Origin of the sequence: Rhizobium sp. Root483D2, assembly GCF_001426685.1 — a bacterium.
Classification (GTDB): domain Bacteria; phylum Pseudomonadota; class Alphaproteobacteria; order Rhizobiales; family Rhizobiaceae; genus Pararhizobium; species Pararhizobium qamdonense.
The window spans coordinates 157,719-180,236 of sequence record NZ_LMFB01000013.1 but is presented as its reverse complement, the minus strand read 5'-3'; the positions used below and the strand labels follow the sequence as shown (position 1 = coordinate 180,236).

Sequence of the window (22,518 nt, the reverse complement as noted above, 5' to 3'; positions counted from 1 at the left end):
GCAGGTGCCTTACGCTCCGGCAAGCGCTGCCAGCTGCGCGGCGTTGCGCGCGATAACTCCGGAAAAACCATCGGCAAGCGCAATCTCGCGCATCGTCTGCGGATCATCCGCCTGCTCTTCAAGCAATTCGTAACAGGCAATGCCCGCCTGCGCCGCCTTGATGACGGCCGTTGCCCGCGCAAGAAGCAGCGGTGCACCGGCCCGTGATGCCGCCCCATTGTACGCCTGGCTTGCCGTAGCCCGCGTCACGCCTTGCCCATCGAAAATGATCGCTTTCAGCCGCTGCGAGACGTCCTTGAAGGACGTTGCCGAGAGAATGAACGCGGTATCCTCGCCAAGCTCGGCCACCAGCGCCACGGCGCCCGGCTCGATCCCCTGAGTGGCTTCGGCGACCCGCAGCATGACGTCGAATTTCTGGATATCGGCGGCCCCGCTGCAGCCGGAAAGCACAAAGCCCTGCGGCCGCAGCGCCACCAGCCGCTCGATTGCCGCCTGTCCCGCCTCGTCATCCGGCCTGCCGACGCGAAACAGCGTTGCGCCCGCTTGCGGCTGCCTCTGCGCAAGGATCGCCTGCGCTGCGTCCGATGCAGCCTGCGCTGCGCCTAGTCGTCCCGTAAGCCAATCCTTGCGGATATCGATGATCACCGTTGCCGCCGCGCAGGCATCGATCATCGGCGACAGCACATCCGGTGCCACGCAGAGGATCGGCAGCGTCATTTCAAAGCGGTTAACGGACATGGTGAACCAATCTTAAACCTTTGATCGCTAACGTAGGAAGCACCGTGATTGTGGCTGGTTGGTGTGTAGTGAGGCGTCGGTGATCATTCAAGCATTTCTTCGTTGGGTCGAAACTGCAAAAACCGGCGATCGGGTCCGGGCAGCCCAGGCGTTGGGCCGCGCTTACGTTGCGGCGGACATGAATACGCTTGACGAGCATGCCGCCGAAATGGCGATGACCTTTCTGCTGGACGATCCCTCGCCAAAAGTCCGTCTGGCGCTGGCCGAAGCCGTTGCAGATTGCGCCCGCATTCCCCGTTCGATCATCCTGTCTCTGGCCGAAGACCAGCCCGAAACAGCCTATGCCGTCATCTCCCGCTCTCCCGTGCTCAACGATATGGACCTTGTCGATCTTGCTGCCAAGGGAACGCCGGAAACCCGTGCGGTGATTGCCGCCCGCCAGGCCATGTCGCGGCCGGTTGCTGCGGCGATCGCCGAAATCGGCGGCGAAGAGGAAGTCCTGATCCTGCTCGAAAACGAGCAGGCGCGCTTCTCCTGCCGGACATTGAAGCGCCTCAGCGACCGGCTCGGCCATCTCTGGTCGGTTCGCAACCGGCTGCTCGACCGTGACGATCTGCCGGCCGACGCGCGCCACGCGCTGGTGGAAAAGGTTGGAGCGGCATTGTCCGGATTTGGTCTCGTGCAGGCCGCGATCGGCGAACGCCGGGTCGAGCGGATTACCCGCGAAGCCTGCGATAAAGCCGCCGTTGGCATGGCTGGCGCTGCCGGTCCCGATCAGATCCCCAATCTCGTCGAGCATCTCCGGGTCACAGGACGTCTGACCCCGGCCTTTCTGCTCAACGCCCTGTGTTCCGGCAAGGTCGATTTCTTCGCAAGTGCTATCGTCAACCTGACCGCCGTGTCCAACAAGCGGGTGCGCTCGATCCTGTCGGATGGCCGCATCCACGCTATTCGCGCTCTGTTCGAAAGTGCGGGTCTTGGCCGCGATGTCAGCGCGCTGTTTGCCGAGGCGGTGCTGATCTGGCGCAAGGAAAACCGGGCTGGTTCGCCGGCGGTGACCGCAACGATCTCGGCGGCCCTGCTGGCGAAATTGCGTGGCAGAAGCCATATTTCGGAGGCATCCGGCAGCCTTGCCGATCTCATCGAAAAGCTGACCATCGCCGAGCAGCGCCAAACGGCGCGCGACTATGCGCAATTGGCGGCGCGGCAAGCCGCCTGATCACCACGCGCGCTCCATACCCAGCCTTTGCGAACGCTGTGCCTTTGACACGGTTGATGAAACGCACCATGTAACCTGTGGCAGCGGCGGATAAGGGGTATGGCGATGAATAATGATAGGGCAGGACTGGTCGCCGTGACCGGAATAGGCGGCTTTCTCGGCCGTCATGTCGCCGCGCAACTGTTGAAGGCGGGTTACGAGGTGCGCGGAACCCTGCGATCCATGAAAAAGGCCGATGCCATCGAGGCGGCGATCCGCTCGGCCGATGGTGCGGCTCAAGGAAAGCTCTCCTTCGTCACCGCCGATCTCACCGCCGATGCCGGATGGGACGCCGCTTTCACGGGCGCCGCCTACATCGTCCATACCGCATCTCCCTTTCCATCGCATGTGCCGAAGAACGAGGATGACCTGATCCGTCCGGCCCGAGAGGGAACATTGCGGGTGCTGCGGGCGGCAAAGGCAGCCGGTGTTCGCCGCGTGGTTTTGACATCGTCAATCGCCGCCATCAGCTACGGGCCGGGCAGGGCGCCCTTTTCGGAAAAGGATTGGACTGATCCGGATGGCCCTCTGGCGACGCCCTATTACAAGTCGAAGACGCTGGCCGAACGCGCCGCCTGGGATTTTGCCCGCGAAAACGGTCTTGAACTTGCCGTCGTCAACCCCGGAATGATCCTCGGACCTATCCTGGGCACGGAAACCGGCACGTCGGTGGGCCTCGTGCAGAGCCTGATGAAGGGCCGTTACCCCGCCATGCCGGACTTCCGCGTGCCTGTTGTTGACGTTCGCGATGCGGCAGAAGCGCATGTGCTGGCCTTGACCGTCCCGAAGGCTGCCGGCGAGCGGTTCATCATTGCCGGCGAGGCATTGTCGATCAAGGATATCGTCGCCGTGCTGAAACGGGATTTTCCGGCCTATGGCAAGAAACTGCCAAAGTTCGTGCTGCCGAACTGGCTTGCCGGACTTGCAGCGTATTTCGATCCCGGTCTGAAACTGATCGCCGGCGAGCTCGGCCGCGACGCGCGCATATCGAACGAAAAGGCCAAACGCGTGCTCGGATGGAAACCCCGGCCGGAGGATGAAGCCGTGCGCGCCAGCGCCGAAAGCCTGATAGCAGCCGGGTTGGTTTAGGCTGGTCGTTCAACTACCGGGTAAATTTCCGCGCCACCCAGGAATAGCCGTCCTCGATATAATGGACGGGTTTCGTCACGGCGTTGCGCAGCGTCGATCCATCGGGCAGGGCGCCCGTCACCATGGCCAGCGTCCGGCGCGGCAGGCTTGGCCTTTGCTGCTCGGCTCCGGGCGGCGTGGGCACCGGATCGGCGGTGACCGTGTGTGCCTGATCGAGCGCCGATGGTGTGGCCGTGCCAGGGGCCGGGTCCTTGGCCGTGGCCATCGTGTCGCCTGATGTTTCGCAGACGGCGACGATCACCGGATAGTTGGCGTTGGAGAATTTCGGCAATTGCTTCTGTGATTCCGCATCGCATGTGGCAATCGTCTGCCAGGTGCCGCTGACCGTCGAAACGTAGTGGCATTGGCTGACACTGTCGTCGCAGCCGAGAATTGTCATGACGATCAAGGCAGGAACCATCGCGAATATGTCTCCAAAAACGGGGGAGGTACCGCTCCTTTGCATGAAGCGATTCTCGGTGCGCAAATCTTAAAAGCCCGTTTGCTCCGGAAGTAAGGCGAAGCCGGAAAAGTTGGAAACAATTTGTTTCCACTCGCCTTGGCGGCACGATGGCAGGAAGGGGCGAAATTTGGCGTCTGTCGTTTTCTTAAGCCTGCTCTTAGTGTCAACTGGCAAGGGTATGACTCGACCTGTGAAGGAACAACGCCAAGTGACTCCAACCATTGAAAAAGAATCGCCACGTCAGCCGGGAGTTCTCAACCTGCTCCACCAATCCGACGTTTACGCGCAGTCGCTCTATCCGCCCGAAAGCAATCACCTGGTCGATGTCTCGACGCTGGAAAAGCCCTCAGTCTCCTTCTTCGTCGCCCGTCATGAGGGCGATATTGTCGGCTGTTGCGCGCTGGTGGATGCCGGCGATGGCAGCGCCGAGATCAAGCGCATGTTCGTCGATCCAAAGGCGCGCGGCCTGAAGATCGGCCGCAAACTGCTGGAGCATCTGGAAAGTCACGGCCGTGAAACCGGGCTGTCGGCGATCCGGCTCGAAACCGGCATCTATCAGCCGGAAGCCATCGGCCTCTATAAGTCCGCAGGCTATGTGGAGACCGGCCCGTTCGGTTCCTATCAACCGGATCCGCTGAGCATTTTCATGGAAAAGACAATCGTTTGACGCGCATTTGAGAGCGTGAAAACCGTTTCCGCTCCATGGCTTGGAGCGGAAACATGACTCAATTCGACAGCATGTTGAATCGCTTCGTGAGCGCTTTGATCAGATGTCCAGGTTATCCGCAAACACCGCGCGTTCCTGGATGAAGCGGAAGCGGGCGTCGGCCTTGGTGCCCATCAGGTTATCGACGGCTTCGCGCGTGCCTTCGAAATCCACCTCGTCGATGGCGACCTTCAGCAGCGTGCGCTTGGAAGGATCCATCGTGGTTTCCTTCAGCTGCGCCGGCATCATTTCGCCCAGACCCTTGAAGCGGCCGATTTCGATCTTGCCGCGGCCGTTGAATTCCGTCTCGACCAGTTCCACCCGGTGCGCGTCGTCGCGGGCATAAAGCGTCTTTGCCCCTTGGGTAATGCGGTAGAGCGGCGGAACGGCGAGATAGAGATGGCCGCCCCGGACGAGTTCGGGCATTTCCTGATAGAAGAAGGTGATCAGCAGCGAGGCGATATGGGCGCCGTCGACATCGGCATCGGTCATGACGATGACGCGCTCGTAGCGCAGGTCTTCCTCGCGGTATTTGCTGCGCGTGCCGCAGCCGAGCGCCTGGACGAGATCGCTGATCTGCTGGTTGGCGCCGAGTTTTTCGCGGCCGGCGCTGGCGACGTTGAGGATTTTGCCGCGCAATGGCAGGATTGCCTGGTTGGAGCGGTTGCGCGCCTGCTTGGCCGAACCTCCAGCCGAATCGCCTTCGACGATGAACAGTTCGGCGCCTTCTGCCGAATTCTGCGAGCAGTCGGCAAGCTTGCCCGGCAGGCGCAGCTTGCGCACCGCCGATTTACGGGTGACCTCTTTTTCCTTGCGGCGGCGCACCCGTTCGTCGGCACGCTCGATCACCCATTCGAGAAGCTTGTGGGCTTCCTGCGGATTGTCGGCCAGAAAGTGGTCAAACGGGTCGCGCAGGGCGTTCTCGACGATACGCTGGGCTTCGACGGTCGCCAGCTTGTCCTTGGTCTGGCCGACGAATTCCGGTTCTCGGATGAAGACAGACAGCATGCCGGCCGCCGAAATCATCACGTCTTCGGTGGTTACGATCGCCGCGCGCTTGTTCTGCGTCAGCTCGGCATAGGCTTTCAGGCCCTTGGTGAGCGCAATGCGGAAGCCCGCCTCATGCGTGCCGCCTTCGGGGGTGGGAATGGTGTTGCAATAGGAATGCACGATGCTGTCGCCACCGTACCAGGTGACCGCCCATTCAAGCGCACCGTGGCCGCCGGTCTTTTCCGTCTTGCCGGCAAAGATTTCGCGGGTGACGGTGAATTCCTTGCCCATGGTCGCCTGAAGATAATCCTTCAGGCCGCCGGGGAAGTGGAACACGGCCTTTTCCGGCGTTTCCGTGCCCTCGATCAGCGCCGGATCGCAGGACCAGCGGATTTCGACGCCGCCGAACAGATAGGCCTTGGAGCGCGCCATACGGAAAAGCCGGGCCGGGTCGAATTTGGCATGCGCCCCGAAGATTTCCGGATCGGGATGAAATTTGACCTTGGTGCCGCGCCGGTTCTGGACGTCGCCCAGCTCCTCCAGCCCGCCCTGCGGAATGCCGCGTGAGAAGCGCTGGCGGTAGAGCTTGCGGTTGCGGGCGACCTCGACTTCGAGAATGTCGGAGAGCGCGTTGACAACCGAGACGCCGACGCCGTGCAGACCGCCTGAGGTCTCGTAGACCTTGCTGTCAAACTTGCCGCCCGCATGCAGGATGGTCATGATCACTTCGAGCGTCGATTTGCCCGGAAATTTCGGATGGTTCTCGACCGGGATGCCGCGGCCGTTATCGGTGACGGACAGGCAGCCTTCAGCATCGAGATGCACGTCGATGAAATTGGCATGGCCCGCCACCGCCTCGTCCATCGAGTTGTCGATGACTTCGGCGAATAGATGGTGCAGCGCCTTTTCGTCGGTGCCGCCAATATACATGCCCGGACGCCGGCGCACCGGCTCCAGCCCCTCGAGCACTTCGATGGCGGATGCGTTATAATCGCCGGTATCGGCCTTCAGCGCCGTCGAAGCGCCGCTGCGCTGCTCTGCAACGGGCGCCGCCACGGGTTTGGCGGCAACCGGCTTCGGCACGACGGGATCCGTCGCGGGCTTGGGCACCAGGGGCAATGCTGAAAAGAGATCGTTGCTGTCGGTCATAGTCTGTTTTGATGTCTTTCCGTGGTGGCGGCTTCAGGCCTGGGAAGGGCTGCGGACTGAGCCGTCATGAATGTCTGCACGAATCGCCGGAATTCTGCCAAATTCCTGGCGCGAAAGCGACCTTGACAGCCCTGTGGCGCGGGCCGCAAGCGCTCATCGCCGATCACGCCTTCAATAGCCGCAACTGTTGCTTTGCGGAAGCGCCGATGGCAAGGCTTGGATCAAAAGAGGAACATTCCGGATGCACCTGTCCACAGCTCATTTGATCCATCGCGTCTTTTTCACCTGCATAGCCGCCATCGCGCTTGCGGTCCCGGCTAAGGCAGCGCCGCTGAAACCCTACAAGGACGCGCTGTTTTCCTATGGCACCGTGCTCGAAACAGCCGATGGTGGCGATTACCGCGTCGTCGATTATCAGGAAATGCGCGATATCAATGGCCGCGACCAGGAACCGGAACGGCGGGCAAAGCGCGCCTACGTCTCGCTCGGTGTCAAGGGCGCGCAGGCGAACGAGACGCTGGCTGTCGGATCAAGGCCGCTCGATGTCACGCGCACCGGTTCTGCCAGCGGCGCCGCATTCACCGTCATCTTCATCCACGGCCGGGGCGGGGACCGGCGGCTCGGTGCCAATGACTGGTCGTTCGGCGGCAATTTCAACCGCCTGAAGAACCTCGCCGTCGATAATGGCGGTGTCTACTACGCCCCGAGCATCCGCTTTTTCGACGATGCCGGCGTTGCCGATATTGCCGGGCTGATTGCCTATGCGCGCCAGCAATCACCGGGCCGCCCGGTGGTCCTTGCCTGCGCCTCGATGGGCAGCTTCATCTGCTGGGGCATCACGCGCGACAAGCAGGCGGTTGCATCCCTGAAAGGCATGATGATCATGGGCGGTCCGGCGGATCCGGCGTTTATGAAGAGTGCGGCTTACAAGAGAAAACTGCCGGTCTTCTTCAGCCATGGCAGTGCCGACAGCGTCTACCCGGCAGCCGATCAGATCGCGCTTTACCGGTCGTTGAAGACGGCGAAATATCCGAGCCGCATGGTTCTGTTTCAAACCGGCTCGCATGGAACGCCCGTGCGCATGACGGACTGGCGCGATGCGCTAAACTGGATCGGGCTGGATTGAGGATGGGAAATATATCCGCGATTCATTAACCAACGCAGCAATTTGAAACGCTGCCTCAAGCGCTGTTTGCTATTTGGAAAGCTGATCGTGGGACTGTTCCGGGCATATATTCTCGGGGTTTGATCTTATGGATGCTCGAACTGAAACGCAGCATATTCCGCTGTGCGTCGATCTTGATGGAACGTTGCTTGCTGCAGACACGCTCTGGGAGGGCGTGGCCATCATTCTCCTGCGCAACCCGTTGATGTTATTTGCCGTTCTTTTCTGGATGTCGAAGGGCAAGGCGCGCCTGAAATACGAGGTCGCGGCGCGCTCCGGACGCAAGGCCGCCGATTGGCCTTACCGCGAGGCCGTCCTGAAGCGCCTGACGCGCGAGCGCGAAACCGGCCGCCAGATCATCCTCGTCACCGGGGCCGCCGAAAGTGTGGCACTTGGGATTGCCGCCCATACCGGCGCGTTTTCCTCGGTCCTCCACAGCACAACGGATATCAACCTTACCAGCCGCCGCAAGCGCGAGACGCTGATCGAAAAGTTCGGCGAGGGCGGTTTCGACTATATGGGCAACAGCCGCGATGACGTTCCGGTCTTTGATGCCGCGCGCAAGGCGATTGTGGTTGCGCCGGATGCGGCAGCTGAAAAGTGGCGCCGGGCCCATGATGCCGAACGGCTCGATCTTGGCAAGACATCCCGTTTTGCCGCCTTAAAATCGATCCGCGTGCATCAATGGGCCAAGAACGTGCTGATCGGCGTGCCGATGGTCCTCAACCACGACATCCTGCAGATGGATGCGGTGGTCAATGTCATCCTGGCTTTCTTCGCGTTCAGTTTCCTGGCCTCTGCCGTTTACGTGGTCAACGATCTCTCCGATCTCACCAATGACCGGCGCCATCCCAAGAAGCGCAACCGGCCGCTGGCGAGCGGCCAGATGTCGGTGCCGATGGGCATGGTGATCGCGCTCTGCCTTCTGTTTGCCTCGCTGTCGCTGACGGCTGTGCTGCCCTATGATTTCGCCCTCGTGCTCGGGTTCTACGCCCTGGCAACGACGGCCTACACATTCGTGCTCAAGCGCAAGCTGCTGGTCGATGTCTTCACGCTGGCCGGGCTCTACACGGTCCGCATCATCGCAGGCTCGGCTGCCACCGGCACGGAGCTGTCTTTCTGGCTTCTGTCGTTTTCCATCTTCTTTTTCCTCAGCCTGGCGCTGGTCAAGCGCTATGTCGAGCTCGACGAATATGACGGGCGCGATGGAAACCAGGTGCCTGGACGCGGCTATCTGGCCGTCGATTTCGAAATGGTCGGTCAGGCCGGCGTCTCCTCGGCTTTCGCCTCGGCGCTGGTTCTGGCGCTCTATATCCACAGCAAGGAAATGCAGGAGATGTACACGCTGGACTGGGCGCTCTGGCCGCTTTGCCCGCTCGTCCTCTACATGCTCCTGCGCATCTGGATGCTGGCCCGCCGCGGCATGCTGCATGAGGATCCGGTGGTGTTCATCATGCGCGACTGGCGCAGCCTCGTGACCATGACCATCGGCGCCGGCTTCGTGCTCGCCGGTGCAATGGGAACGCCATGACATCGACAGGATTTGACAGCTGGGGCCGGATCGATCGCCGCGCCCGGCAGTCCGTATCGCCCGATGCCTATGAGAACCTCAGGGAAAGTGCGGCCCCCGGCGCATTCCTGCCGTTCGGCAACGGCCGGTCCTATGGCGACAGCTGCCATAACGACCAGGGCAAGCTGATCGAGAGCCGGGTGCGCACCCGCATCCTTGGATTTGACCCGGGAACCGGCATCATCGCCTGCGACGCCGGCGTTACCCTCCATTCCATCCTTGAGACGGCGATCCCGCACCGGTTCTTCCTGCCGGTCACGCCGGGAACCGCGTCTGTCACTGTTGCCGGTGCCGTCGCCAACGATGTCCACGGCAAGAACCATCATGCGCGCGGGACGTTCGGCAGGCATGTGCGCGGCCTGACATTGCTGCGATCGAACGGGGAAATGCTTGCATGCTCGCCTGTGGAAAACCGCGAACTGTTCTACGCCACCATCGCCGGCATGGGCCTGACGGGGCTGATCCTGTCGGTCGATCTGCAGCTGATGAAGGTGCCATCCGCCCATATCCAGCAGCACGCCATCCGCTTCGACACCCTCGCCGACTATTTCGGCATGGTCGAAACCGTCGATGCCGAACATGAATATTCCGTCGCCTGGATCGACCAGCTGGCGGCCGGCAAGCGGGTGGGCAGGGGCGTGCTTCTGGCCGGCGATCACGCCGATGCATCCTGCGAATTTCCGGACATGCCGCGTGCACGGCGATTGTCGGTGCCGATCGCGCCGCCGTTCAATCTCTTGAACACGATGACGCTGAAGGCGTTCAACGAACTCTATTTCCGCAAGGAAAAACGCGGCGAAACGGTCAAGACCGTCAAATGGCCCGGCTATTTTCATCCGCTGGATGCGATCGGCAACTGGAACCGGCTCTATGGACCGAAGGGTCTTTACCAGCACCAGAGCGTCTATCCGTCGGCGGACGCCCCGTATCTGACGCCACGCCTGCTGGAGACCGCCCGCAAGGCGGGTCACGCTTCTTTTTTGACCGTCTTGAAAAAGTTCGGCAGTCAGCAATCGGGCGGACTTTTATCCTTCCCGAGGCCCGGTTTTACGCTGACCTTGGATTTCGCCAATCAGGGTGAAGAGACCCTTAAACTTCTCAACCGCCTTGATGCCATGGTTGTGGAGGCCGGCGGCGCCATCAATCCCTACAAGGATGCCCGGATGAGCCCGCAAACCTTTGATTTCTCGTTCCCGCGCTGGCGCGAACTGGAAGAATTGCGCGATCCGGCCATGGTTTCCAACTTCTGGAAGCGCACGGCTCTTTCCTTGCCGGGTTGAAAACAGGCTTTGCCGAAATGGGAATAGGAACAATTTGAATTAAATAAACGCCCGAATTTCACGGAATATACGGCTCTTAGCTGTAAGTATCCGGACGGGAACAGGGGACATCGACATGAAGTATATCGTATTCATTCTCTTCACCGTACTGACCAACGCGGCTGCACAAGTCATGCTGAAACAGGGCATGCTGTCGCTGGGACCGTTGAGCTTCACGGCTGATACTTTCATTGCCCGTATTTTCCAGGTGGTGTTCAACCCCTGGGTCTTCGCCGGACTTGCCACCTTCGTCATTTCAATGGTGTCGCATCTTTACGTCCTGTCGAAGGTGGAACTTTCCTTCGCCTATCCATTTCTCAGCCTTGCCTATGTGGCAGTGGCCATCTTTGCCTATTTCGTTTTCCACGAGGATCTGAACGCCTGGCGCATCGCCGGCATCGGCTTCATCTGCGTCGGAACCATTCTCATTGCCCAGTCAGGTATGTCTTCGCATGAAGACCAGTCATCGCTTGAAGCTGCGGGCGCCAAAACAGCAAAAATCGGGAGCGCATCATGAAACATATCATTTTCGGCGGTGACGGCTTCGTCGGCCGCCATCTCGCAGAACGTCTGGTCCAGGACGGTGAAGAGGTCCTCGTCGCCGATATCGCCAAGTCCGACCTGCCGCATTACGCCCGTGCCCGTTTCGTCCCTTGCGACGTGACCAATGCGGACGACGTGATGAAGGTCGAGATCGGCCCGGACGACATGGTCTACAACATGGCGGCGAAGATGCTGTCGCCGCTGCAGGTGCGCTCCAAGCGCTGGCAGTTCTTCTGGCCGGTCAATTATTACGGCGCTGAAAACATCATGAAGGCGACAGCAAAGTCCGGCGCCAACCGGATGGTGCAGTTCACCACCGACATGATCTACGGCCACACGGTCATGTCGCCGCAGACCGAGGCGCATCCGGCAAAACCGCTGGGTGAATACGGCAAGTCGAAATGGGCAACCGAGCAGCTCGCCGCCGAATGGCGCAAGCAGGGCATGAATATCTCGATTTTCCGCCCGCGCCTCATTATCGGCCCCGGCCGTCTCGGTATTCTGGAAAAGCTGTTCAAGCTGATCGACGCCAATCTGCCGGTGCCGATGATCGGCTCGGGCAAGAACCCCTACCAGTTCATCTCGGTCTTCGATTGCGCCGAGGCTGCGCGTCTTGCCTGGAAGGGCGGCGTGCCGAACGAGGCTTACAATCTCGGCTCCGACAATCCGCCGCCGGTGAAGAAGCTGCTGGGCGACCTGATCGTCCATGCCGGATCGAAATCGTTCCTGCTGCCGACGCCGGCCTTCGCGGTCAAGGCGACGCTTGCCGCCTTCGATTTCGTCAACCTGCCGATCATGGACCCGGAACAGTATCTGATCGCCGACGAAATGTGCATCCGCGAAACCGGCAAGCTCAAGAAGGAGCTGGGCTGGAAGGCCGAGTACAATGACGGCGACATGCTGATCGCAGCCTACGACGAATATCGCGCCAAGAAGGCCGGAAAGGCTTTCGCACACACATCCGCCGTACCGGCCGAATGAACCAGGGGATCACGACAATGCTCGACAAAACGCAACGTGTCGCCATCGACGCACCCGCTCTTTCCGGCGGTATCAACAAGCCCGACCTGCTGACAGTTGCACAGGCCAAGGATATGAGCGTCGCCGATATGACGGCTCTGTTCAAGGATCACCTGAACCCGGGTCAGCTTCATTTCATGAAACTGCTCGGTTTCAACAAGATCAAGATCGAAACGGCCGAGGGCATGTATTATGTCGATCAGAATGGCCGGAAGATTCTCGACTTTTTCGGCGGTTTCGGTTCGCTGGCGCTCGGCCATAACCATCAGCGCCTGATATCCGCGCGAAAGCAGTTCCAGGACGAAAACCGCCACGAGATCGCCATCGCCTTCATGTCGCAATATGCGGCGGCTCTCGCCAAGAACCTCGCTGCGATTGCCCCTGGCGACCTTGACATGGTGTTCCTCGGCTCCTCCGGCTCGGAGGCCATGGAAGCTGCCATCAAGCTGGCCGAACGCGTCGCCGGCCCGAAGCGGCCGCGTGTCGTTTATGCCGAGAACTCCTTCCACGGCAAGACGCGGGGCGTACTGTCGATCACCGACGGTCCGCTGTATCGCGGCGATTTCAAGTTGCTCGACAACAACGTCAAGATTCCGTTCGGGGAGATCGACGCGATCCGCCACGCTTTCGAGAGCGATCCGACGATCGGCGTTCTGGTGCTGGAAACCATTCAGGGTGGTGGCGGCATCAACATCGCACCGCCGGAGTTCTGGCAGGAGGTTCGCGCGCTCTGCAACAAGCATGGCGTCATCTGGGTGGCTGATGAGGTTCAGTGCGGCGTCGGCCGTTCGGGCCGCTTCTTCGCCTTCGAATATGCCAACGTCGTGCCTGATATCACGGCGGTCGCCAAGTCGCTCGGAGGCGGCAAGACGGCCATGGCTGCCATGATCGCCCGCCGCGAAATCTATATGAAGGCCTATGGGACGCCGAAGACCGCGATGATCCACGCCCATGCCACGTTCGGCGGTATCGGCGAGGCCTGCATTACGGCTATCGAGACCTTGAATGTACTTTACGACGAGGATCTGATCGAGAATGCCGCTGTGCAGGGCGAGTACCTGCTTGAGCGCCTGACCGCGCTGAAGGACAAGTATCCGAAGATCATCAAGGATGTGCGCGGGCAGGGCCTGATGGTCGGGCTCGAATTCCAGGATTTCAGCCAGACGCTACCGATGGTTCTGCGGCCGGTGGTTGCGGTGCTGGATGACAAGCTGAAGGGATCGTTGTCAGGTTTCATCGGTGCGCTTCTGCTGCGTGACTACGATACGCTGGTGGCCTTCACCGAATATAACCGCAACGTCATCCGCCTACTGCCACCGCTGATCTGCGAGCGCCAGCATGTCGATCATCTCTGCGACGCGCTCGACGACCTGTTGGGCCGCGGCATTATCCGCATCGTCAAGGATTTCGTCGGCAGCCAGATCGGCTGATTGCCACTGGAAAATCTGGTAAAATGAAAAGAGGACACGGTGCCGGATGCGCCGTGTCCTTGTTGATTCCACGAGGTCCGTGTCGATCTGAGCGGGGAAGCAGCCGCCCGCAGGACCCCGCATGACAAGCGGGCAATCCGCGCGTCCTCTTCGTCACCGTGCTTTTCTTTGCCCGGCTTATTTGCTAGGGCCTTTGCCGGGAAAAGGACTTAGCCTTGAAGGAGACGATATGACGCCCGACGTGAAACCGCTTGTTGCCGGAAACTGGAAGATGAATGGTCTGCGCGCGTCGCTCGATCAGATCAAGGCGATGGCGGAAGGCGTCAAGGGAGACTTGTCCGAAAAGGTCGAAACCCTCATTTGCCCGCCCGCGACCCTGCTCTATGTGGCAACCGCACTCTGCGACGACAGCCCGCTTCTGATCGGCGCACAGGATTGCCACGAAAAGGTCTCCGGCGCCCATACCGGCGATGTCTCCGCCGAAATGATCGCCGATTGCTTCGGCACCCATGTGATCGTCGGCCATTCCGAGCGCCGCACCGATCACAAGGAAACCGACGCCGTGGTCCGCGCGAAGGCTGAGGCTGCCTATGGCGCCGAGCTGATTGCCATCATCTGCATCGGCGAGACCGGCGACGAGCGCAAGGCCGGCCAGACGCTGGATGTGCTCAAGCGCCAGCTTGCAGGCTCCATCCCGGAGACTGCAACCGCTGAAAATACTGTCATCGCCTATGAACCCGTCTGGGCGATCGGCACGGGCCTGACGCCGACCGCTGCCGATGTCGAGGAAGCCCACGCATTCCAGCGCTCAGAACTCGTCGCACGCTTTGGCCCGGCCGGCGCGAAGATGCGCATTCTCTATGGCGGTTCGGTCAAGCCGGGCAATGCGAAGGAATTGATGGGTGTTGCCAATGTCGATGGCGCCCTGATTGGCGGCGCAAGCTTGAAAGCCGACGACTTCCTCGCCATCTACCGGGCGTATGAAGAACTGACGGCCTGATTGCTTGCGGACCGGCACTATGCCGTCCTCTACGCTTCTGTCCGCCGATCCTTGGTATTAAGACGGGCAGGGGCTTTTAATGCGCGGTGGCTTGGTATATGCAGCCGCCAACACTAATCTTTGCCGCTTGGAGCGGACGTCGAAACTTGCCTTGGCAATTTCGCAGCGTCACCCATGCCGGACGATCACCCGATCGCGCCTCCATCCCTTGGCTGCCATCAGCCGGACGGACCGTGATCTAAGGCAGGACTGGACAAAATGCAGACCGTATTGCTTGTCATCTATCTCATGGTTGTGCTGGCGCTGATCGGCGTCGTGCTCATTCAGCGCTCCGAAGGCGGCGGCCTGGGCATCGGCGGCGGCTCGGGCTTCATGTCCGCGCGCGGCACGGCCAATGCGCTGACCCGCACCACTGCGATCCTTGCCGCCCTGTTCTTCGTGCTGGCACTCGGCATGGGCATTCTCGCCCGTTACCAGCCGAACGCCACCGACGTCCTCGATCGCATCCCGGGCACGACCAATAACGGCAACGGCGTGCTTGATTCGCTGGGTGGCGGCACGACGCCACCGGCTGGCGGGACGCCTGCGCAGAACCAGACACCAGCACAGTCTGGCGCCAACACCCAGACGCCTGCGACCACCACGCAGACGCCGGCAACGGCTGAGACACCCGCGACCACCCAGACGCCTGCAACGCAGACGCCTGCAGCGACCGAGACCAAGCCGGCCACATCCGGTTCGGACGTCCCAAGCGGCCAGTAAGGCTCAAAACAGATATAATCGCCGGCGGAAGCCAGTCTTCCGCCGGTTTTCTTTTGTGTGAATTTTGCCATCCGAACCTTTTGAACGAAAAAATTCTGGAAGATGAATTTTTCGGTGGCGGAATCATTTTTGAAACGGTATCCGGTGAAGCCCATGGCGCGATATGTATTCATCACTGGCGGCGTGGTTTCTTCCCTTGGCAAAGGGATAGCCGCAGCTGCTCTCGGAGCGTTGCTGCAGGCCCGGGGCTACCGGGTGCGGCTTCGCAAACTTGACCCCTATCTCAACGTCGATCCGGGCACCATGAGCCCGACGCAGCACGGCGAAGTGTTCGTGACCGACGATGGTGCGGAGACCGACCTTGATCTCGGTCACTACGAGCGCTTTACCGGCCGCTCGGCGACCAAGACCGACAACATCACCACCGGCCGCATCTACAAGAACATCATCGACAAGGAACGCCGCGGAGATTATCTCGGCGCCACCGTTCAGGTCATTCCGCACGTCACCAACGAGATCAAGAATTTCGTCACCGAAGGCAATGACGATTTCGATTTTGTCATCTGCGAAATCGGCGGCACCGTCGGCGATATCGAGGCGATGCCGTTCATGGAGGCGATCCGCCAGCTGAAGAACGATCTTCCGCGTGGCACCGCGATCTATCTTCACCTGACGCTGATGCCCTATATTGCAGCTGCGGGTGAGCTGAAGACCAAGCCGACCCAGCATTCCGTCAAGGAACTGCAGGCGCTGGGCATTCATCCCGATATCCTGCTGGTGCGCGCTGACCGCGAAATCCCCGAGGCCGAACGCCGCAAGCTGTCGCTGTTCTGCAATGTGCGCCCGTCCGCCGTCATCCAGGCGCTGGATGTCGCGTCGATCTACGACGTTCCGATCGCCTATCACCGCGAAGGCCTCGACAACGAGGTGCTGGCTGCCTTCGGCATCGAGCCGGCACCGGCACCGCGCATCGAAAACTGGCTTGAAGTGGCCAACCGCATCCGCACGCCGGAAGGCGAGGTCACCATCGCCATCGTCGGCAAGTATACGGGCCTGAAAGATGCCTACAAGTCGCTGATCGAGGCGCTCTACCATGGCGGCATCGCCAATCGCATCAAGGTCAAGCTCGAGTGGATCGAATCGGAGGTCTTCGAGAAGGAAGACCCGTCGCCCTATCTCGAAAAGGTGAACGGAATCCTCGTTCCCGGTGGTTTTGGCGAACGCGGCTCGGAAGGCAAGATCCAGGCGGTGCGCTTTGCCCGTGAACGCAAGGTGCCCTATTTCGGCATCTGCTTCGGCATGCAGATGGCGGTGGTCGAAGCGGCCCGCAATCTTGCCGGCATCGAAAAGGCCTCCTCGACCGAATTCGGCAAGACAGAGGAGCCGGTCGTTGGCCTGATGACGGAATGGGTGAAGGGCAATGCGCTGGAGAAGCGCGCAGCCTCCGGCGATCTCGGCGGCACCATGCGTCTTGGCGCCTATAAGGCGAGCCTCAAGAAGGGCACCAAGATTGCCGATATCTACGGCTCGACCGATATTTCCGAGCGTCACCGCCACCGCTACGAGGTCAATGTCGATTACAAGGACCGGCTGGAAGCCTGCGGCCTTGATTTCTCCGGCATGTCCCCGGACGGCGTGCTGCCTGAAACGGTCGAATACCCGGATCACCCGTGGTTCATCGGCGTCCAGTACCACCCGGAACTGAAAAGCCGCCCGCTCGACCCGCACCCGCTGTTCGCCAGCTTCATCGAAGCGGCCGTCGAACAAAGCCGGCTGGTTTAATCGCGGGGGCCGGTCATCGCACGGGCCGCTGATTGATATTGACGCATTTTAGGACCTGCTTGCAGAAGATTGTTGCGGGCGGGTTTTTTGTGGTCTGTTTCCGGTCTCTTGCGTGCTGATTCGATCTTATCCGCACGCGCTGAACTGGAGGATGTGGGACTTGCAGCAGCTTACCTTTCGCAAGGCAGCCGAGGCCGATCTGGCAGCGATCGTCGGCCTGCTCGCCGATGACGTTTTGGGTGCGTCGCGGGAAACGATCCGGCCAGAGGATGCGGTCCGGTATCGCGAAGCTTTTTCGCAGATAGACGCGGATCCCAATCAATTCCTGTGCATCGTGGAGGATGGAAGTGAAGCCGTCGGTACGTTTCAGCTGACCTTCATCCCCGGATTGTCTCGCGGCGGAAGCAAGCGGGCTCAAATCGAAGCTGTTCGCGTTTCCCGGTCGAGACGCAGCGAAAAGATCGGTGAGGCGATGTTTAAATGGGCGATCGACTATAGCCGTTCGCACGGATGCGCCCTGATGCAGTTGACGACTGATAAGCTGCGGCCCGATGCACATCGTTTCTATGACCGGCTGGGTTTCGAACCCAGCCATATCGGCTACAAGCTACGGTTATCATGACAACTGGCAATGGTGGAGGCGACCGGACCTCTGGGCCACCCCCGCCACAAACGTGGCGAGGATAAAAGGATGAACGGCTTCCCGCTCTTTTCGCATAGGAAAGAGTTTTTCGCCGACGTGAAATTCACGCGCCGGCAGGGATGCGCGCGATAACCTTGATCTCGAAGTCGAAGCCTGAAAGCCAGGTGACGCCGATGGCCGTCCAGTTCGGGTAAGGCTGTTTGCTGAAAACCTCTTGCTTGACGGCCATGATGGTTGGGAACTGGTTTTCGGGGTCTGTGTGGAACGACGTCACATCGACGAGATCGTCGAATGTGCAGCCGGCAGCACTGAGCGTGGCCTCAAGATTTTTAAAGGCCAACCGGACCTGTTGTTCGAAGTCAGGCTCAGGCGTGCCGTCCGTACGGCTGCCGACCTGGCCGGACACGAACAGCAGGTCGCCGGATCGAATGGCCGCCGAATAGCCGTGCGCCTCATAGAGTGCATGTTTGTCCGGCGGGAAGATTGCTTGGCGTTCAGTCATTTTCATCTCTCATAAGGGTGTGGGGCCGTATTTCATAAGCAGCGTTTTCTGCTTCACAGCTCAGGCTATTTCGTATACGGTACGTATATGAAATAGCAGCATGCCAGACGCATGTCAATTTAATATACGAACCGTATACAAATTTGGGGATCAGATGGCCAACCGGCGCCTTGAGATGATGGAAGAAAACCGCGTCAAGCTGATTGCAGCCGCGCGCAAGGCGTTTGCGGAAAAGGGGTATTCAGCCGCTTCCATGGACGATTTGACCGCAGACGTCGGCCTGACGCGGGGCGCTCTCTATCATAATTTCGGGGATAAACGCGGGCTTCTGGCGGCAGTTGTCGATCAGATCGATTCGGAAATGGCGTTGCGCGCGCAACAGATCGGGGCAGGGGCAGGGGACGATTGGCAGTGCTTGCTGGCCGAAGGTGTGGCCTATATCGAGATGGCGCTGGACCCTGAAGTGCAACGGATCGTCTTGCGCGACGGACCGGCGGTCTTGGGCGATCCATCGCAATGGCCGAGCCAAAGCAGTTGTCTTCAGGCGACCCTGCGAACGGTCGAGCGTTTGATTTCACAAGGAATTCTGAAGCCGGTCGATGCCGAAGCCGCCGCCCGCCTTCTCAGTGGCGCAGCCCTCAATGCAGCCCTCTGGATCGCCGCCAGTGACGACCCGCAAGACGTTCTGCCCAAGGCTGTCGAAGCATTCCAGTCGCTGGCCACGGGGCTTCTGGTGCGGCCGGAATAGACGGCTCGGCTTCAGATATTCTTCTTTACATCCGGCACTTCGGCACTAGGTCGCAGACATGGCTTTGAGAAAGGCGTGCCCCGGCTCTTCGATCGGAAGGCTGCTGCGTGCTGAAGGAAGGAAAATCGGACATGGCGGATGCAATCACCACGGAAACCCTGAAGGTCCTGCAGGCCGACGTCCCGCTCAGCGCGACGCTGCATGTCTGGCTCAAAGCCGTGACGCCGGACGCGCCGGGCACAATGGCCTTCATGCTTGGCGGCGACAAGATCGGCGAGGTTTCCGTCAGCAATGCCGAGGAATATGTCTTCCGTACCTTCGTTGCCAGCAGCGGCGGCGCGCTCTCCTGCGTCTACGACACAAAGACGACAGCCGTCTCCGTTGCCTATTTCTTCAATGCGGCGGAAGTGGTGGAAAAGGGCATTACCGTGATGCACACCAGCGCCGCCAACGCCCCGGCCCCCGTGCCGCACGGCTATCATTTCCGCCCGCCCTTCGGCTGGATGAATGACCCCAATGGCTTCGGCCGTTTTGCCGGCCGTCCGCATCTCTTCTACCAGCATTATTCCCACGGCCTTCGCTGGAACACCATGCATTGGGGACATGCCGTGTCGGAGGATTATATTCACTGGCATCACATGCCGATCTTCCTGTTTCCCTCCGAAGACCTGACGGCCCGTCCGGACCGGCGGGGCGGAGCTTTTTCCGGCTCGGCCATCCCGATGGGTGATGAAGGCGGCATCCGCGTCTTCTTCACCGAACAGGTGATCGACCGGACGCCGGAGACTCAAGTGCAGTTGACCGCCACCTCGCACAATATCATCACCGCCAGCCAGGCCGAGGTCATCCTTGCAAACCGCCCGGTGGGTCTCGGCCTGACGCTCGATTTTCGCGATCCCTACGTGGTCAAGGGGCCGGACGGCCTGTGGAAAATGGTGCTTGGCAGCCTCAGCCAGCAGGGCGGCGTCATCCTTCTCTACGAGACCGACGATCCAACAGCTGCCGCCGGCTGGCGCTTTGCCGGCACGCTGCTGTTGGAGGAACGCTTCGGCACGGCCGTCATCGAATGCCCGTGCCTGTTGCCGCTCGATGGCCCCGCCGATGATCCAGATACCCATTGGGCGCTGGTCTACGGCCTGATGAACAGCACCCATGCCGATACCGGGCGCAAGAACCTGACGCTGATTGCGGTCGGGCATTTTGACGGCGTCCGCTTCATGACGGATTTCGAGCAGGAACTCGACTTCGGCACTGACAATTATGCCTTCCAGGCCTTTGTCGATGCGGGCGTGCCCGTCGGCATAGGCTGGCTTGCCAACTGGGCGGATGTGTCTCACACGATCGATTTTCCAACCGCCATGACACTGCCGCGAAACCTGCGGCTTGAGGACGGCGCCATCCTGACGCCGCCGGTTGAAGCCGTCGAGAGCCTGCGCAGCGGCATCATCGACGATACCGGGCTCGCCGCCGGAAAAACAGTGCAGCTCGAAACGGGGGCGGTGGAGATCCTGTTGGATCTCTCCTGGCCCGGCGCCTCCTTCGTCCTGCATTTCGATCATCCGGATGCCGATCTGGCGCTGCAACTCGATGCGGAGGGATTGTCCATTCTCTACGCGTTGCCGGGCCCGCATGCGCAGGCGGACGGGGGGACCGAACCGCGCTATATCGCACGCGGCGCCCGTCCCGTGAATTTGCGGATTTTCCTCGATGCAGGTTCGATCGAGGTCTTTGCCGATCACGGCCGCTGGGCGGGGACCAAGCGGATCGAAGGCTTTGAGCCGGTGCGCTCCGTGCGGCTGGAAGCGGCCGAGGGTTACGTAACGTCAGGCCGCATCTTTGCCCTGAAACTCTAGAGTTAATTGCAGAGTTGTTCGCGCGGCACCGTCCGAAAATGAGGTGAGTGGTTCGTTCCCATTTGCCTAAAAACGTCTCTTTAACGTTTACCGGTTAGTAATCTCTCTGAAAGTGAGAGATCTGAAGCGATGCGTATTGCGTTTATCGTCGCCCTTCTGCCGCTGGCCGGCTGTGCGAGTGCACCCCGGGATACCCGCAATGCCTGCGCGATTTTTGATCAGCGCGATGGCTGGCTCGACAACTGGCAGCGCGCCGCAAACCACGCCGAGCGCCAATATGGTGTGCCCGTGCCGATCCTGATGGCGACGATTTACACCGAATCCGGCTTCCGCCCGAATGCCCGTCCGCCCCGCACCAAGCTGCTGGGTTTCATTCCCTGGAAACGGCAATCCACCGCCTATGGCTTCTCACAGGCCTTGAACGGCACCTGGTCGGAATACAAGAGCTCGACCGGCAATGTGATGGCAAGGCGTACGAAATTCTCCGACGCCATCCATTTTGTCGCCTGGTATCACAACAAGAACAGCAGGAAGAACGGCATCGCCCGCAACGATGCCTACAATCTCTATTTGGCCTATTATCTCGGCGATGCCGGCTATCGAAAAGGCGCCTGGCGCGGCAATGCGCAATTGCAGAAAGCCGCCCAGCGTTCGGCCAATATCGCCAATGCCTATGCCAAGCAGCTGCGCTCCTGCGACTGATCTTAAGTCCTCACTGTGTAAATGCCGGATCCCAATAGGGTGGGCTGCCAAATGCCGCCCGCAGGTGATCGGCCAGCGCCCGCAGCTTGACGGACGGACGGCGTCCGTCTGGATGGGCAATGTGGATATATTCGAGTTCCGGCTGAACGCCGATATCGATCGTCTCAAGCTCACCCGCTGCAACCTGCGCACCGACCGCGAACATCGGAATGAGCGCGATGCCAAGACCGGCAATGGCCGCGTCGCGCAGCATGTCGCCATTGTTGAGGCCAAGCCCCATTTTGCCGCGCACGATGACCGTGCCGCCGATGCTGGGAAAGCGCCAGTCTGCAACGCCGCGATTGGTATAGAAGATGCCGCGATGCTGTTCGAGGTCCTCGATCGATGCCGGCTTGCCATGGTCTTTGAGATAGGCGGGCGAGGCGACCAGCACGCGGCGGCTCGGCGCCAGCCGCCAGGCCATCAGCCTTGAATCGGCGATCGGGCCGTTGCGCAGCACCGCATCATACCCGTCGGCGGCGGCATCGACGCGCCGGTCGTCAAGATCGAGCGTCAGTTGCAGATCGGGATGGTCAGCCAGAAAAGGATAGAGCGCTGGGCCCAGATGCATCCGGCCGAATGTGACGGGGGCTGAGATGCGCAAGGGGCCGGAAATGGTGCCGCGCCGTTCCGCCATGTCCGACGTCGCCGCTTCGATCTCCTGGACGATGCGGTTGGCGCGTTCGAGAAAGGCGGTTCCGTCCTCTGTCAGCGTCAGCTTGCGGGTGGTCCGGTGCAACAGCCCGGCACCCAAGCTGCGCTCCAGTTCGGCAAGCCGCTCGCTGACTACGGACTTCGACAACCTCAGCCGTCGCGCCGCCTCGCTGATCGAGCCGCTTTCGGCAACGGCGACAAAACTGGCAATCCCGTCGAGCTTCATCATTGTTCGGTTTTTCCGGATACGAGTTCCTTGATTTGCAGACTAATCCGAACGTTAGAATAAAGCCATATTCCCCTCAAGCAAACGGCATGAAGAGACGGCCATCCGGCGTCTCACCCGCTCTGCCA

The 22,518-nt window shown here is 60.5% G+C and carries 21 protein-coding genes; 16 read left to right on the top strand and 5 right to left on the bottom strand.

The features are described 5' to 3' along the window. Window positions 1-9 precede the first annotated feature (9 nt). Entirely contained in the window at window positions 10-738 is a 729-nt protein-coding gene (locus ASD32_RS12365) for an aldolase/citrate lyase family protein (RefSeq protein ID WP_060638343.1), read from the bottom strand. A 79-nt stretch (window positions 739-817) separates the two neighbouring features. On the opposite strand from ASD32_RS12365, the gene ASD32_RS12360 reads away from it, so the two are divergent. Both ASD32_RS12360 and ASD32_RS12355 read left to right on the top strand, forming a co-directional pair. Then, entirely contained in the window at window positions 818-1,957 is a 1,140-nt protein-coding gene (locus ASD32_RS12360; RefSeq protein WP_060638342.1) for a DUF2336 domain-containing protein, read from the top strand. 99 nt (window positions 1,958-2,056) lie between these two features. Continuing rightward, the gene (locus ASD32_RS12355; protein WP_244490159.1) at window positions 2,057-3,085 is read left to right on the top strand and encodes an aldehyde reductase; all 1,029 of its coding nucleotides are present in this window, start codon (window positions 2,057-2,059) and stop codon (window positions 3,083-3,085) included. 13 nt (window positions 3,086-3,098) lie between these two features. Here the strand turns inward: ASD32_RS12355 and ASD32_RS12350 are convergent, their stop codons facing one another. After that, window positions 3,099-3,545 carry a hypothetical protein gene (locus tag ASD32_RS12350; protein WP_060638341.1) on the bottom strand — a complete coding sequence of 149 codons (447 nt, stop codon included), beginning with the start codon at window positions 3,543-3,545 and terminating at the stop codon, window positions 3,099-3,101. A 250-nt stretch (window positions 3,546-3,795) separates the two neighbouring features. On the opposite strand from ASD32_RS12350, the gene ASD32_RS12345 reads away from it, so the two are divergent. Next, window positions 3,796-4,254, top strand: a complete 459-nt coding sequence (locus ASD32_RS12345; RefSeq protein ID WP_244490158.1) for a GNAT family N-acetyltransferase — start codon at window positions 3,796-3,798, stop codon at window positions 4,252-4,254. Window positions 4,255-4,353: 99 nt separating this feature from the next. Here the strand turns inward: ASD32_RS12345 and parE are convergent, their stop codons facing one another. Then, window positions 4,354-6,432 carry a DNA topoisomerase IV subunit B gene (gene parE / locus ASD32_RS12340; RefSeq protein WP_060638339.1) on the bottom strand — a complete coding sequence of 693 codons (2,079 nt, stop codon included), beginning with the start codon at window positions 6,430-6,432 and terminating at the stop codon, window positions 4,354-4,356. 241 nt (window positions 6,433-6,673) lie between these two features. On the opposite strand from parE, the gene ASD32_RS12335 reads away from it, so the two are divergent. From ASD32_RS12335 to ASD32_RS12290, 10 genes are all read left to right on the top strand, one after another. Then, a complete protein-coding gene (locus ASD32_RS12335; protein WP_060638338.1) occupies window positions 6,674-7,558 on the top strand; it encodes a phospholipase in 885 nt (294 codons plus the stop codon). Between the two features lie 127 nt (window positions 7,559-7,685). Then, on the top strand, window positions 7,686-9,128 hold the full coding sequence (locus ASD32_RS12330) for a UbiA family prenyltransferase (protein WP_060638337.1): 1,443 nt from the start codon (window positions 7,686-7,688) through the stop codon (window positions 9,126-9,128). Further along, on the top strand, window positions 9,125-10,447 hold the full coding sequence (locus ASD32_RS12325) for an FAD-binding oxidoreductase (protein ID WP_060638336.1): 1,323 nt from the start codon (window positions 9,125-9,127) through the stop codon (window positions 10,445-10,447). Before ASD32_RS12330 ends, ASD32_RS12325 begins: the two co-directional genes overlap by 4 nt. Before the next feature lie 115 nt (window positions 10,448-10,562). After that, window positions 10,563-11,003, top strand: coding sequence for a transporter (locus tag ASD32_RS12320; RefSeq protein WP_060638335.1), 441 nt, complete (start codon window positions 10,563-10,565; stop codon window positions 11,001-11,003). Next, complete coding sequence (locus ASD32_RS12315) at window positions 11,000-12,010, top strand: NAD(P)-dependent oxidoreductase (RefSeq protein WP_060638334.1); 1,011 nt, start codon at window positions 11,000-11,002, stop codon at window positions 12,008-12,010. Before ASD32_RS12320 ends, ASD32_RS12315 begins: the two co-directional genes overlap by 4 nt. Window positions 12,011-12,027: 17 nt before the next feature. Next, complete coding sequence (locus tag ASD32_RS12310; protein ID WP_156383156.1) at window positions 12,028-13,479, top strand: aspartate aminotransferase family protein; 1,452 nt, start codon at window positions 12,028-12,030, stop codon at window positions 13,477-13,479. A gap of 229 nt (window positions 13,480-13,708) precedes the next feature. Then, window positions 13,709-14,479 (top strand): triose-phosphate isomerase, encoded by a 771-nt coding sequence (gene tpiA, locus ASD32_RS12305; RefSeq protein WP_060638332.1) that lies wholly within the window; start codon window positions 13,709-13,711, stop codon window positions 14,477-14,479. 258 nt (window positions 14,480-14,737) lie between these two features. Next, window positions 14,738-15,241, top strand: coding sequence for a preprotein translocase subunit SecG (gene secG, locus ASD32_RS12300; RefSeq protein WP_060638331.1), 504 nt, complete (start codon window positions 14,738-14,740; stop codon window positions 15,239-15,241). Between the two features lie 144 nt (window positions 15,242-15,385). Continuing rightward, complete coding sequence (locus ASD32_RS12295) at window positions 15,386-17,023, top strand: CTP synthase (RefSeq protein ID WP_060638409.1); 1,638 nt, start codon at window positions 15,386-15,388, stop codon at window positions 17,021-17,023. 151 nt (window positions 17,024-17,174) lie between these two features. Continuing rightward, on the top strand, window positions 17,175-17,645 hold the full coding sequence (locus ASD32_RS12290; protein WP_060638330.1) for a GNAT family N-acetyltransferase: 471 nt from the start codon (window positions 17,175-17,177) through the stop codon (window positions 17,643-17,645). Window positions 17,646-17,769: 124 nt separating this feature from the next. On the opposite strand, the gene ASD32_RS12285 is transcribed toward ASD32_RS12290, so the two are convergent. Continuing rightward, a complete protein-coding gene (locus ASD32_RS12285) occupies window positions 17,770-18,168 on the bottom strand; it encodes a RidA family protein (protein WP_060638408.1) in 399 nt (132 codons plus the stop codon). Between the two features lie 154 nt (window positions 18,169-18,322). Here ASD32_RS12285 and ASD32_RS12280 point away from each other — a divergent pair, with 154 nt between their 5' ends. The 3 genes from ASD32_RS12280 (at window position 18,323) to ASD32_RS12270 (ending at window position 21,471) form a co-directional block, all read left to right on the top strand. Next, window positions 18,323-18,916, top strand: coding sequence for a TetR/AcrR family transcriptional regulator (locus ASD32_RS12280; protein ID WP_060638329.1), 594 nt, complete (start codon window positions 18,323-18,325; stop codon window positions 18,914-18,916). Window positions 18,917-19,047: 131 nt separating this feature from the next. Continuing rightward, on the top strand, window positions 19,048-20,769 hold the full coding sequence (locus tag ASD32_RS12275; RefSeq protein ID WP_060638328.1) for a GH32 C-terminal domain-containing protein: 1,722 nt from the start codon (window positions 19,048-19,050) through the stop codon (window positions 20,767-20,769). Window positions 20,770-20,898: 129 nt separating this feature from the next. Further along, window positions 20,899-21,471 (top strand): transglycosylase SLT domain-containing protein, encoded by a 573-nt coding sequence (locus ASD32_RS12270; protein WP_060638327.1) that lies wholly within the window; start codon window positions 20,899-20,901, stop codon window positions 21,469-21,471. Between the two features lie 10 nt (window positions 21,472-21,481). Here ASD32_RS12270 and ASD32_RS12265 read toward each other — a convergent pair whose 3' ends face one another. Further along, entirely contained in the window at window positions 21,482-22,393 is a 912-nt protein-coding gene (locus ASD32_RS12265; protein WP_060638326.1) for a LysR family transcriptional regulator, read from the bottom strand. Window positions 22,394-22,518 lie beyond the last annotated feature (125 nt).

Excerpts from the sequence above, each read along its gene's own strand:
- ASD32_RS12365 (WP_060638343.1), bottom strand. The coding sequence starts at position 738 with ATGTCCGTTAACCGCTTTGAAATGACGCTGCCGATCCTCTGCGTGGCA.
- ASD32_RS12355 (WP_244490159.1), top strand. The coding sequence starts at position 2,057 with ATGGCGATGAATAATGATAGGGCAGGACTGGTCGCCGTGACCGGAATA.
- ASD32_RS12350 (WP_060638341.1), bottom strand. The coding sequence starts at position 3,545 with ATGGTTCCTGCCTTGATCGTCATGACAATTCTCGGCTGCGACGACAGT.
- parE (WP_060638339.1), bottom strand. The coding sequence starts at position 6,432 with ATGACCGACAGCAACGATCTCTTTTCAGCATTGCCCCTGGTGCCCAAG.
- ASD32_RS12335 (WP_060638338.1), top strand. The coding sequence starts at position 6,674 with ATGCACCTGTCCACAGCTCATTTGATCCATCGCGTCTTTTTCACCTGC.
- ASD32_RS12330 (WP_060638337.1), top strand. The coding sequence starts at position 7,686 with ATGGATGCTCGAACTGAAACGCAGCATATTCCGCTGTGCGTCGATCTT.
- ASD32_RS12325 (WP_060638336.1), top strand. The coding sequence starts at position 9,125 with ATGACATCGACAGGATTTGACAGCTGGGGCCGGATCGATCGCCGCGCC.
- ASD32_RS12320 (WP_060638335.1), top strand. The coding sequence starts at position 10,563 with ATGAAGTATATCGTATTCATTCTCTTCACCGTACTGACCAACGCGGCT.
- ASD32_RS12315 (WP_060638334.1), top strand. The coding sequence starts at position 11,000 with ATGAAACATATCATTTTCGGCGGTGACGGCTTCGTCGGCCGCCATCTC.
- ASD32_RS12310 (WP_156383156.1), top strand. The coding sequence starts at position 12,028 with ATGCTCGACAAAACGCAACGTGTCGCCATCGACGCACCCGCTCTTTCC.
- tpiA (WP_060638332.1), top strand. The coding sequence starts at position 13,709 with ATGACGCCCGACGTGAAACCGCTTGTTGCCGGAAACTGGAAGATGAAT.
- secG (WP_060638331.1), top strand. The coding sequence starts at position 14,738 with ATGCAGACCGTATTGCTTGTCATCTATCTCATGGTTGTGCTGGCGCTG.
- ASD32_RS12290 (WP_060638330.1), top strand. The coding sequence starts at position 17,175 with ATGTGGGACTTGCAGCAGCTTACCTTTCGCAAGGCAGCCGAGGCCGAT.
- ASD32_RS12285 (WP_060638408.1), bottom strand. The coding sequence starts at position 18,168 with ATGACTGAACGCCAAGCAATCTTCCCGCCGGACAAACATGCACTCTAT.
- ASD32_RS12280 (WP_060638329.1), top strand. The coding sequence starts at position 18,323 with ATGGCCAACCGGCGCCTTGAGATGATGGAAGAAAACCGCGTCAAGCTG.
- ASD32_RS12275 (WP_060638328.1), top strand. The coding sequence starts at position 19,048 with ATGGCGGATGCAATCACCACGGAAACCCTGAAGGTCCTGCAGGCCGAC.
- ASD32_RS12270 (WP_060638327.1), top strand. The coding sequence starts at position 20,899 with ATGCGTATTGCGTTTATCGTCGCCCTTCTGCCGCTGGCCGGCTGTGCG.
- ASD32_RS12265 (WP_060638326.1), bottom strand. The coding sequence starts at position 22,393 with ATGATGAAGCTCGACGGGATTGCCAGTTTTGTCGCCGTTGCCGAAAGC.